This window comes from Enterobacter sp. ECC-219 (genome assembly GCF_043966805.1).
GTDB lineage: Bacteria > Pseudomonadota > Gammaproteobacteria > Enterobacterales > Enterobacteriaceae > Enterobacter > Enterobacter cloacae_N.
The window spans coordinates 313,980-326,270 of the sequence record NZ_CP143680.1; the positions used below are offsets into that span (position 1 = coordinate 313,980).

At 52.0% G+C, this 12,291-nt stretch carries 9 protein-coding genes; 7 read left to right on the forward strand and 2 right to left on the reverse strand.

Annotated features, from left to right (window positions below):
• Positions 1 to 92 precede the first annotated feature (92 nt).
• Entirely contained in the window at positions 93 to 755 is a 663-nt protein-coding gene (locus V1603_RS01620; RefSeq protein WP_116342789.1) for an HAD family hydrolase, read from the forward strand.
• 60 nt (positions 756 to 815) lie between these two features.
• Here V1603_RS01620 and V1603_RS01625 read toward each other — a convergent pair whose 3' ends face one another.
• Positions 816 to 1,841, reverse strand: a complete 1,026-nt coding sequence (locus V1603_RS01625) for a TerC/Alx family metal homeostasis membrane protein (RefSeq protein WP_166712566.1) — start codon at positions 1,839 to 1,841, stop codon at positions 816 to 818.
• 635 nt (positions 1,842 to 2,476) lie between these two features.
• Here V1603_RS01625 and V1603_RS01630 point away from each other — a divergent pair.
• From V1603_RS01630 to V1603_RS01650, 5 genes are all read left to right on the forward strand, one after another.
• Positions 2,477 to 3,034: a fimbrial protein gene (locus tag V1603_RS01630; protein WP_163330620.1), complete on the forward strand. Its 558-nt coding sequence runs from the start codon at positions 2,477 to 2,479 to the stop codon at positions 3,032 to 3,034.
• Positions 3,035 to 3,089: 55 nt separating this feature from the next.
• Positions 3,090 to 3,773: a molecular chaperone gene (locus V1603_RS01635; RefSeq protein ID WP_395313416.1), complete on the forward strand. Its 684-nt coding sequence runs from the start codon at positions 3,090 to 3,092 to the stop codon at positions 3,771 to 3,773.
• A gap of 36 nt (positions 3,774 to 3,809) precedes the next feature.
• Positions 3,810 to 6,326 (forward strand): fimbria/pilus outer membrane usher protein, encoded by a 2,517-nt coding sequence (locus V1603_RS01640; RefSeq protein WP_395313417.1) that lies wholly within the window; start codon positions 3,810 to 3,812, stop codon positions 6,324 to 6,326.
• On the forward strand, positions 6,326 to 7,360 hold the full coding sequence (locus V1603_RS01645; RefSeq protein ID WP_395313418.1) for a fimbrial protein: 1,035 nt from the start codon (positions 6,326 to 6,328) through the stop codon (positions 7,358 to 7,360). The genes V1603_RS01640 and V1603_RS01645 overlap by 1 nt, the downstream gene beginning before the upstream one ends.
• Before the next feature lie 107 nt (positions 7,361 to 7,467).
• Positions 7,468 to 9,288, forward strand: coding sequence for an integrin alpha (locus V1603_RS01650; protein WP_395313419.1), 1,821 nt, complete (start codon positions 7,468 to 7,470; stop codon positions 9,286 to 9,288).
• A gap of 54 nt (positions 9,289 to 9,342) precedes the next feature.
• Here the strand turns inward: V1603_RS01650 and V1603_RS01655 are convergent, their stop codons facing one another.
• The gene (locus V1603_RS01655) at positions 9,343 to 10,539 is read right to left on the reverse strand and encodes an NAD(P)/FAD-dependent oxidoreductase (RefSeq protein ID WP_163330616.1); all 1,197 of its coding nucleotides are present in this window, start codon (positions 10,537 to 10,539) and stop codon (positions 9,343 to 9,345) included.
• Between the two features lie 228 nt (positions 10,540 to 10,767).
• Between V1603_RS01655 and pitA the strand changes: the two genes are divergently transcribed.
• Complete coding sequence (pitA, locus tag V1603_RS01660) at positions 10,768 to 12,267, forward strand: inorganic phosphate transporter PitA (protein WP_116342802.1); 1,500 nt, start codon at positions 10,768 to 10,770, stop codon at positions 12,265 to 12,267.
• Positions 12,268 to 12,291 lie beyond the last annotated feature (24 nt).

The window sequence follows — 12,291 nt, forward strand, 5'->3', positions numbered from 1 at the left end:
GATTGAGAAAAAAAAGGGTGGTGATGTAAGGACTGTTCAGGTAAAGCAGGTAAACTGATCGACAGAATGTGTATTTCAGCTAAGACGTATTTATGACCAATATGATTGCCGACGAGACGGTGGCGAAATCCAGCGTGCTCTCTGTCTTTGACTTCGATGGGACGCTCACGCACCACGACAGCTTTATCCCTTTCCTGCGTTTTGCCTTTGGGAAACGCTACTTTGCGGGTCGCCTGGTGCGCATGGCGCTGCCCACGCTCCACTGCGTGCGCCGCAAGCTGACGCGCGATGAGCTGAAGGAAGTGCTGATCAAAACGTTCCTGACGGGCGTGGACGAACGCTGGCTACGCCAGCAGGCGGAAGCCTTTTGCGAAAAATACTGGAACAAGCTGATGCGCCCCGAAGGGGTTCTGGCTGTGGCGGCTGAGGTGAATTCAGGGGCGGAAGTGACTATCTGTTCCGCGTCCCCGGCACTGGTGCTCCAGCCGTGGGCGGACAAGCTTGGCATCAAGCTAATTGGTACGCAGCTGGAAGTGAAGGACGGCAAGCTGACGGGGCGCATCACGGGAAATAACTGCCGTTGCGCCCAGAAGGTGGCAAGGCTGGAAAAAGTGTACGGCGATCTGAACGCCTATCATCTGCGCGCCTGGGGAGACACCCGCGGCGACCACGAGCTGCTGGCGGCGGCGCAGGATCCGCACTGGCGGCACTTCCACCATCCGCGCAAGCGCCGGAATTCGCCGATTAAGGGTTAGGTGCGGTCTGGTGCCCTCACCCCAGCCCTCTCCCACAGGGAGAGGGAGAAAAGCGGTGCATCAGGCCTCACGTTTCCCCGGGAACATCACGCTCGTAATAATCCCCAGCGCCAGCACGCCTAACACCACAAACAGGCTGGCCGTCGCGCCAATGCTGTAACCGTGGTGCCAGAAGTGGTCGGTGGCATTTAACCCCAGCTTGAACGCCACGAAGAACAGCAGCAGCACCACCGCTTTCTCAAGGTGCACCAGATACTGCTTGAGCGCTTCCAGAACAAAGTAGAGCGTACGCAGGCCGAGAATGGCGAACATCATGGCGCTGTAGATAATCAGCGGCTCGCGGCTCACGGCAATAATGGCCGGCACGGAGTCAAACGCGAACATCACGTCAGAGAGTTCCACTACCGCCACGCAAAGCAGCAACGGCGTCGCATAGCGTTTCGCCTTCTTCACGCGACCTACCGTCACGTCCTGGTTTTCCGGCTTCTCAAGCTCCGCATCTACCTCTTTCTGGGTCAGAATAAAGGCGTGGCTGCTGATTTTTGGCCAGACCGGGTAAAAGCGTTTCACCAGGCGATAAGCGAGATGCCCGGAGTAATCCTCCACTTCATCACTTTCTTCATTGCGTTTGAGCATCATCACCGCCGTCCAGCCGACGACCAGCGCGAAAATGACCTCCACGTACGGCCCCAGGCTCAGCAGGCTGGTGCCGATCGCCACGAAAATACCGCGGAAGACTATCGCCCCCAGTACGCCCCAGTAGAGCACGCGGTGACGGTACTTATCCGGCACGCCAAACCAGGCGAAGATCGCCATCATCACGAACAGGTTATCGATGGACAGCACCTCTTCCAGTGCGTAACCGGTGAGGAACAGGCTCGCCATCTCGGCGCCGTGGTGGATATACAGAAACCCGGCGAAGGCCATCGCCATCGAGAACCAGAAAACGGACCACATTGCCGCACTTTTGAGCGAAACAGGTTTATCGTGACGGTGCATGAAGAGGTCGATAAACATCGCCCCAACGGCCATCACCACAAAGACAACAACGGTTTCAGTCGGGAAACCGAGATGAGCAGAAGCCATGAATCTATCCTTAACATTCATCTGCACGCTGGCAGAGATAACGTTTGCAACAAAAAGAAGAAAACGCCCGTATCACCGGGCAAGAGAATAATAATAACACTTCTTCGCACCGGCCCGGCAATGTAAATGTGATGTTAAAATCGCCAGAGAGAGAAGCAGTAAAAAAACGCATAGCGCGATGTCATCCTGTCCTGCATTACGACGGCCCCTCATATGCGTCCTTTTCAGAAAGGCAAATTATTCTTTCGTAGATTATTCTTTCATTATTCTGAGGATTTTATTGTCAGAGCAGAACACTATATTCTGCGAGTAGTAGATAAGCCGTAAAATTCTCACAAAAAAATGCTGATAAAACCCTGATGAGAAAATCATAACTAATTGATTTTAAAGAGACAAAAGACAAATCACAGCGTTATCACTTTATTTTTTTTAATCTCTTGTTAACCTGATTACGAAATATATTCAGACTTCTGGCGATGGAAATTGTTCATACGTACTGGTAAGCAATGCTGAATACCCACGTTAACTTTTCGCATTAACGGAATATCCGCGTTTCGCGGACACAGCAACTCTGTTGAGTTACAAACCTGAAATAATAATGTTCTAACATTTACACACTAAGGAATAGTTTAAAGATGAATAAATCCGTCATTGCCATGGGATTATTATTGGCTGCCGCTGCCAGTCCTTCCAGCCATGCGGCAGATCCTGGTAAGGGTGCAGGACAAATCAACTTCACGGGCACCATTACCGCGAGCACCTGTGATGTCGATATTAATGGTCAGGGAGGTAACCCAACGATTCAAATGGGTACCATCTCGTCTTCGGCGTTTAAAGAAAAAGGTGACGTTGCGGGTATTCACCGCATCCAGATAGATCTGTCCAACTGCGATACCGCCGTTCTTAAAGAAGCCGGAGCACGATTTGGCGGTGCTTATGATTCTAATGATAACAATCTGCTCGCGCTTAAAACCGGTGCCGACGCCGCAACGGGTTTGGGTATTGAATTCCTGAATGAAGATGGAACACCTATGAGACTGGGTGAAAACCCAAATAAGTTTGTTCCTATTACCGGTGATGGCACCACAGGGACAGCCACCCTGCTGTATTCAGCCCGTTATAAATCCACCATTGATACTGTGACCGCCGGTAAAGCAGATGCGGTTGCGGATTACACCATTATCTATAAATAAATTACTCAACTCAGTTCCGGGCTATGAATAATAGCCCGGAACGCAAGGATGTTTTATGTTAAGGAAACGCTACCTGACGCTGCTGGCCTTGCTCCTGGGCTCTTGTTTGTCACACGCCAGTGTGACCTTATCGAATACGCGAGTGGTATATAATGCCGACAAGAAAGAGAGCAATATTAATGTCAGAAACAATACTGCCAGTCCTTTCCTGGTACAAAGCTGGGTACAAGGCAATGATACACAGGGTACCAAAGCCCCGTTTATTGTAACGCCACCGCTATTTCGTCTTGATGGAGGTAAAGCCAACGCACTACGTATTATCTATAACGGCGCCGCGTTGCCGCAGGATCGTGAGTCGCTTTTCTGGCTCAACGTAAAATCGATCCCGTCCTCTTCAAGAGAGGATGTCAACAAACTCCAGATAGCGGTAAATACCCGAGTCAAATTATTTTATCGCCCGGCGAATTTAGCAGATGAAACGAGGGACATTGGCAAGAATGTCCAGTGGTCTGTTAAAAATAATGAACTCATCGTACGCAATAACTCGTCTTATTACATTTCATTTGCGGAGGTGAAGATCAATAACAAAAAATGGTCAGAGATTGATATGCTGGCACCTAAAAGCAGTAAAAAAATTACTGTAAATAACGCGCAACTAAAAAACAACGCAACCGTACAATGGAAATATATCAATGATTATGGCGGCAATAGCCAGTTAATCACACAAAAAATAGAATAACAATTTTAAAACAATAACCTCGCAGGGGTATTTTTCATGACTATATTTTGGGGCATTCGTCCAGCGCTTTGCTTTGCCTGGATATTACCCAGCGCACTATACGCCAGTGAATATTTCGACCCGGCCTTTCTGGAAACAGGCGGCGCGCCGCGCACCGCTGTCGACCTTTCTCTCTTTGAGAATAAAGATAGCCAGACACCCGGCGTTTATCGCGTTGACCTCTTTCTTAACAATAAAATGATCGACACGCGCGATATTACGTTTCGACTCGAAGAGAACGCGCAGCATAAAAATATTCTCGCTCCGTGCCTTAGCAGGGAGACGCTTCAGTCGTTTGGCGTAAAAACGGCTGCCTTCCCGCTGCTGCAGGATGATACTCAGGGCTGCGCAAAACTGGCGGCAATCCCGCACGCGAGCAGCGAGTTTGACTTCAGCGAGCAGGCGTTAAGACTTAGCATTCCCCAGGCGGCCCTGGACAGCCAGGCTCACGGCTACATCGATCCCGCGCGTCGGGAGCAGGGAATTCCGGGCCTGACGCTCAGCTACAACTACAGCGGCGCCAGCTGGACCTCGAATAACGGGACGGGAACCGATAGCCAGTACCTTAGCCTGCGTCCGGGTCTGAACGTTGGCCCATGGCGTTTACGCAATTTTTCGACCTGGAGCAATAGCCAGGGGCAAGCCGGTCGCTGGGAATCGGTCTATACCTATTTACAGCGCGATATCAGCGCCCTGAATAGCCAGCTGATTGTCGGGGATAATAGTTCAACCTCTGACGTCTTCGACAGCACCCCATTTCGCGGCGTGCAGCTCTACTCCGACGAACAGATGCTTCCGGGAAGCATGCGGGGCTATGCCCCCGTAATCCGCGGTATCGCCCGTACTAATGCCCAGATCACCATTTATCAGAATGGCTACAGCATTTATCAAAGCTATGTCCCGCCCGGCGAATTTGTCATCAACGATCTTTACCTCGGCAGCAGCGGCGAGCTGAAAGTGGTTGTGAAAGAGGCGGATGGCAGCGAGCAAGTCTCTTTAGTCCCCTACGCGTCGTTAGCGGTAATGCAGCGGGAAGGACAATATAAATATGAAGTCATTAGCGGCACCTATCGTTCCAGCAGCAGCGATGCTGAGAATGCGCCGTTTTCGCAAGGGAGCCTGATTTACGGTCTTCCATGGGAAACCTCGATATACGGTGGCATGCAGGCCGCCAGTCAATACCAGTCCCTGCTCTTTGGCATGGGAAAAAACATGGGTGATTTTGGCGCACTGTCATTTGATATTACCCAGGCCTGGGCAACCACGAAGCATGCAGAGAAAAACCGGGGGCAGTCGCTACGCCTTCGCTATAACAAAAACCTGCTCTCTACCGGCACTAACGTTGCGATTGCGGGCTATCGCTACTCAACGTCCGATTACTACACGCTGGGTGAAACGCTGAGCAGCTACCACTCGCAGCACTCCATCCCGGAGCGACGTCGCAGCCGTACAGAACTGACGCTGAACCAAAATCTGGGAGACAACCTCGGCTACCTCTCCTCCATGCTGGTCAGCGAGGATTACCACACCAGCAAAAAACGCACGACCTCTGCCTCGCTGGGCTATGGCAATAGCTGGAACGGTATCAGCTATAGCCTGAACTACAGCCACTATCTGAACGTAACAAAAGAGGATAACCAGCGTCGCTATAACCAGGACAATCTGTTCAGCCTGAGCGTGAGCGTTCCTCTGGACAAATGGCTCCGCTCTGCACGTGCCGGTTACTCATTTTCCGCAGCAGATAACCGCTCGCCTGGCCACAGCGTTTCCCTGAGCGGCAGCGCCCTTGAGGACAATAACCTGAACTGGAGCGTACAGCAGAACATCAATCCAGGCAGCCAGGCAAACAGCAGCGATGCATCGCTTAGCTATAGCGGACGCTATGCGCAGGTTGGCGCCGGGTATGGCTATAGCCGGGACGCGCAGCGGCTGAATTATAACCTGCGAGGCGGCGTGCTGGTTCACCCGCATGGCGTCACGCTGGCGCAGTCGCTGGGTGAAACGGTCGCTCTGGTTGAAGCGCCGGATGCAGCGGGTGTCAGCGTCCGTAACCACGCTGGCGTGCGTACCGACTCCCGGGGATATGCCGTGGTGCCGTACCTGACACCTTATCAGGAGAGTACAATCCAGCTGAGACCCGACACGCTGCCAGATGATGTTGAGCTGGAAAGTAACAGCCATAAAGTCGTTCCCACCCGGGGAGCCATCGTTCGGGCACGTTTTACCACCGCTGTGGGTAAACGCCTGATGATGACGCTGAAAGATGCGCAGGGTAAACCCGTTCCGTTCGGCGCCGTTGTTTCTCAAAACACCACCAGCAGCATTGTGGGTGATGAAGGCAGCGTATTCCTCACAGGGATGGCGGAAAAAGGAACGTTAGACGTGAGCTGGGGCAAGAAACCCAATCAGCGTTGCCAGGTTAACTATCAGCTTTCTGGCCAGGAACCCACGATTAGCGGAATTGTACAGTTAACACAGATCTGCAAAAAACCCGTTAATGATTTAAGGAATTGATGATGAAAAAATTAGTGTTACTCGTGTGCCTGGCTGCAGGCGGATTGATGGGATCGCCTGCTTTTGCTGCTATTCCGGGCAGTTGCTGGCCAATTGGCGGAGCAATCGATTTTCCGATTAAAAAAAATCTCACTGCCGATCAGATACCAGGGACTATTCAGGAAGTTTGGGATAATGAGCAACATTTTGCGGGCACATGCTTCTGTATAAATTCTAGCGATAACGAAAGTGTTTTCTTTAGATTTACCAGTAACGTGCTGAAAGCGGGAAGTGGTAAACGTAATGGTGATTTTATTTATTATCCATTTGATGAAGAGAAAGGTATCAATATCGGCTTCAGGGTAGATATTGGTGGTAGCACTACAAAAAAAGAAGTCATAGTTGATTTGCAAAACCTCTCTGGAGTGGATAACCAAAACTCAATGAACCTCGACTGCGATGATCAAAGGCCCGATTTTCCGTTTAAAACTGGCTCTAGGGGCACGCTCTCAGTGCAGTTAACCAAGAAGATCACAGGCCATCATGTATATCCTAAACAAGATATACTGACAATTTATGCCCGAAAAAAAACAGGTGATTTCGATCTTACTAAACCATTTGCCAAAATCAACTTAGAAATGAATATTACTATCCCGCCAAACTGCACAATTAATGATGGAGAACCCATTAACATCCCGTTTGGTGATATTCCAGCAAATGAATTTACGCCTGAAGCCAACAGTAAGCAAAAAAGCATTCCGCTCGAGGTTACCTGTGATGACGAAGCGGATGTCAGCAAGGCGAAGATTAAATTTCGCACCTCCGATTTTAATGACGCTGGTTTTATCAGAACCCGTGATAAAGAAGGAGGGGATCGCAACGATTTAGGGATAAAACTTGAACACAACGGTAATAAAATTGATGGCAGCAGTTCGGCCGTACCAACGCAGGAGGGGAATGTCACTATTATAGCAACACCTGTCCAACAAGGAGAAAAGTCTCCACAACCGGGAAAATTTGAAGCCACATCCACGCTGGATCTCGAGTTTAAATAAAGAAAAAACTTAATACCGCGTAGAAACCTCTTATTTCCCGGCAACACATAGCGCTATACAAATGAGTTGCCGGGTATGAAAAATGGATTTGTATAAGGATATATAGCATGAAACTAAAAAGTAAAACGCGCATAGCATTTTGCATTACGGCCTTATTAGGTACAGGCTTCACGGCATCTCAGGCCATCGCCAGCGATATTGAGCCCTACTCAGCGCCTTTCGCCATCAAGGGTGAAAAGAGTAAAGACTATTTCGGTATGACAATGACCACTATCGGTAAATTTTCCGATAAGGACAACGGCACACATATCGCGGGTGAAGATATTATCATTACGGCCCCCTGGGGGGATGGCGCGAAAGGGATCGCCTACATTATTTTCGGAACTTCCGGCGGTAAAACCATGCAGGAAGTGAACAACGTAGGTGAATTCGATCCGCAAAACGCGCTTAAAATCTTCCACAGCAATAAAGCGAATAAGCCCGGCTCAGTGACGACAAAATGGATGGGCGTTGCGGTACGCAAAATTGGTGATATTAACGGTGATGGATATGACGATTTAGTTATCGCCTCCCACTGGCATGATCAGGTCTATATTATCTGGGGCGGACCGCATCACCGTACAGGCGCGCGGCTCTCTAATCAGATAGACCTCAATGATGTCGACAACGGCGACGCTCGCCTGGGTATTCGCATCCGTACGGTGAATTCTTCAGGCAATGCGAATACCGGCGGCTGGTTTGGCGCCGCGGTAGGCCCAATTAAATATAAAAATTCTGCAGTGGCTAACAAGATGGTCGATCTCGCTATCGGCGATATCGAAGGCACTGGCGGACGCGGCGGCGCGGTCATTATCTACGGCGCCCAAAAGCCAGGCGACCAGTGGCAGAATATCGATATTAAGCGCAACAACCTGGGCGACTGGGAGATCCCTGCCGCAACCGGCGCCTATATTCGTCCGCAGATGACCGCCACCAACGGTCCGGAGAAACCGCTTAACTACAACCTTGGACAGCAGATCAGCGATGTCGGGGATATTAACGGCGACGGCTTCAGTGATTATCTGATCGTCGACCCGGAATCCGTCAATGAAGGCCGTAAATCCGAAAACAGCGGCACTGATGGGCGCGGTACGGCTTATCTTGTCTACGGCAGCAGCTTCAACCAGGGGAATCTCGACATTGCCTCGTTAAACGCGACGCAGGCAACCCGCATTCACGGTATGGGGGCAGCTTTCCTTGGCGGTCAGTCCGGCGGAGGTGAAGGGAGTAACGATCATAGCGCCTATACGCAGGATAAGCCCAATAACGGCACCATTACGCCGTTAGGTAACTTCCTGAGTACACATTATAACGCTTTTGCGATTAGCGCCCCTGCCGACATGGGTATCGATAAAAAACGTTCCGGGCTGGTCTGGATTATCAAAGGTAAGACCGACGGCAGTAAGCTGCCATCATCCCTGTTCCTTGATGCGGCGCACACCCGGCTGAACTACAACAAAAAATTTAGCGTACGAGATGGCTATGCTATCTACGCCGACAGGCCTGGCAGCAAGCTGGCAGGGTTCGGGAACAGCATTCTCGGTAATGTGGACTTGAACGGTGACGGTAAGAAGGATCTGGTGATTGGCGATCCGAATGCGCTGAACTCCAGCGGCACTCAGGTCGGCGCCGTGTATGTGATCAACGGCGGTAAAAGCCTGGATGATTACGCTGATGATGAAGGCATGATCGATATTAATACGCTGGTGAGTGAAGGTGTTGCGAAAGTCTACTGGGGTAAAAATCAGTATGAAAAATTCGGTGCCTCCATTGCGGCCGGGAACTTCAATGGCTTCACTCAGGACAGTCTCGCCATTGGTTCTTACCGTGATAACAGCTGGACGGGTAAAGTCACCTTCCGCATTGCGGATTACATCATCCCGGATTAATTCTTACATCATCTGAATGGAGCAACACTGCCGGGGAGGAGACTCCCCGGCAATTTATTGCGCGTTTTGCAGCGCCTGCGCGCACGCCCAGGCGCTCGACCACGCCCACTGGAAATTATATCCGCCGAGCCAGCCGGTAACGTCCATCACTTCGCCGATAAAGTAGAGCCCCGGTACGTTACGCGCCTCCATCGTGCGTGAAGAAAGCTCATTCGTGTCAACGCCGCCCAGCGTCACTTCCGCCGTGCGATACCCCTCGGTGCCGTTTGGCTGAACGCGCCAGTTCGTTAGCGTATCCACCAACGCTTCCTGCTCGCGGCTGTTAAGCTGCTTGAGCGACACGTCCGGGATCTGCCCCAGCACCTGCAAACATTCCACCAGACGTTTTGGCAGCTGCATTGCCAGGGTGTTTTTCAGGCTCTGATTCGGGTGAGCGGTACGCTGCTCGTTAAGGAACGCGCCGAGATCGCAGTCCGGGAGCAGGTTAACCGTGACGAATTCCCCCGGCTGCCAGTAGCTGGAGATTTGCAGTACCGCCGGGCCGGAGAGACCGCGGTGGGTAAAGAGCAGGTTTTCGCGGAATACCGTCCCGTCTTCGGCAGTAATGACTGAAGGAACAGAGACGCCGGAAAGCGTCTGAAGCTGCTCCAGCAGCGGCTTATGCAGCGTGAACGGCACCAGCCCGGCGCGGGTTGGCAGAACCTTCAGGCCAAACTGTTCGGCGATTTTATAGCCGAACGGTGACGCGCCCAGACCCGGCATCGAGAGGCCGCCGCTGGCGATCACCAGATTATCGGCGCTGACGGTTTCACCGTTCAGCTGCAGCGTGTAGCCCTGCTCGTCGCGAGCCACCTCCAGCACTTCCGTGCGCAGGCGCATCACCACGCCGCCCTTCTCGCACTCGGCCACCAGCATATCGACAATCTGCTGCGCGGAGTCGTCGCAGAACAGCTGCCCCAGGGTCTTTTCATGCCACGCGATGCCGTGCTTACCCACCAGGTCGATAAAGTCCCACTGGGTATATCGCGCCAGCGCAGATTTACAAAAATGACGGTTCTGGCTCAAATAGGCCGCGGGTTCGACATAAAGATTGGTGAAGTTGCAGCGCCCGCCGCCCGACATCAGGATTTTGCGGCCTGGCTTTTTCCCGTTGTCCAGCAACAGTACGCGACGACCCGCCTGTCCGGCCATCGCCGCACAAAACATACCCGCCGCACCGGCGCCAATTACCACGGCATCAAACCTTTCCACGTCAAAACCCTCTTCGTTAACTGCCGCGGATTGTAAAGTTTCCTCTGTGGTCACACCAGCGTAAAAAGATATTACAAAGCCATTCCATTGAAATTTAACGATTATCCTTTCAGGCACTTTTCTCAAATCAGGTGGTATGTCAAAAAAAGTCTATATTTCACTTTGCCCGTTGCGCATTTGTCCTGGATAATGCGCCGCGTTCATGTCCTCAAAATGGCGTAACGTCCTATGCTACATTTGTTTGCCGGCCTGGATTTACATACCGGGCTTTTACTATTGCTTGCTCTGGTTTTTGTACTGTTTTACGAAGCGATCAACGGCTTCCACGACACTGCAAACGCAGTAGCAACGGTTATCTACACTCGCGCAATGCGATCGCAGCTTGCGGTCGTTATGGCGGCGGTATTTAACTTTTTTGGTGTCCTCCTGGGCGGACTGAGCGTTGCGTATGCCATCGTGCATATGCTGCCAACGGATCTGCTGCTTAACGTGAGTTCCGGTCATGGCCTTGCCATGGTGTTCTCAATGCTGCTTGCTGCCATTATCTGGAACCTCGGTACCTGGTATTTCGGCCTGCCTGCATCCAGCTCTCACACCCTCATCGGCGCGATTATCGGTATCGGGTTAACCAACGCCCTGATGACCGGGACATCGGTTGTTGATGCACTGAACCTGCCTAAAGTACTGGGTATTTTCGGCTCTCTGATCATCTCCCCTATCGTGGGCCTGGTGGTTGCGGGTGGATTGATTTTCATCCTGCGTCGCTACTGGAGCAACACGAAGAAACGCGCGCGTATCCACCTGACGCCAGCTGAGCGTGAGAAGAAAGACGGCAAGAAAAAGCCGCCGTTCTGGACGCGTATCGCCCTGATCATTTCCGCTATCGGCGTGGCCTTCTCTCATGGCGCGAACGACGGGCAGAAAGGCATTGGTCTGGTGATGCTGGTTCTGATCGGCGTCGCACCGGCGGGCTTCGTGGTGAACATGAACGCTTCTGGTTATGAAATCACCCGTACCCGTGATGCGGTCAACAACGTTGAGACCTATTTCCAGCAGCACCCTGAGCTGCTGAAAAAAGCGACCGGCGTTGATCAGCTGATCCCTTCCCCGGAATCAGGTGCGACGACGGCACCGGGCGAATTCCACTGCCATCCGGCTAACGCGATTAACGCGCTGGAACGCGCCAAGGGCATGCTGGGTAATATCGAAAGCTACGACAAACTGGCCGTTGAACAGCGTGGTCAGCTGCGTCGTATCATGCTCTGCATCTCTGACGTGACCGATAAAGTCGCGAAGCTGCCAGAGGTGAATGCTGACGACAAACGTCTGCTGAAGAAACTGAAAAGCGACATGCTCAACACCATCGAGTACGCGCCTATCTGGATCATCATGGCCGTCGCACTGGCACTGGGTATTGGTACAATGATTGGCTGGCGTCGTGTTGCGACCACCATCGGCGAGAAGATCGGTAAGAAAGGCATGACCTATGCGCAGGGTATGTCCGCGCAGATGACGGCGGCGGTATCTATCGGTCTGGCGAGCTATACCGGTATGCCGGTATCCACCACCCACGTACTCTCCTCGTCCGTGGCAGGTACCATGATTGTTGACGGTGGCGGTCTGCAGCGCAAAACCGTGACCAACATTCTGATGGCCTGGGTGTTCACCCTTCCGGCGTCCATCCTGCTGTCTGGCGGTCTGTACTGGATTTCGCTGAAGCTGATTTAATCGGTTGAAGGCGACAAAAAAGCG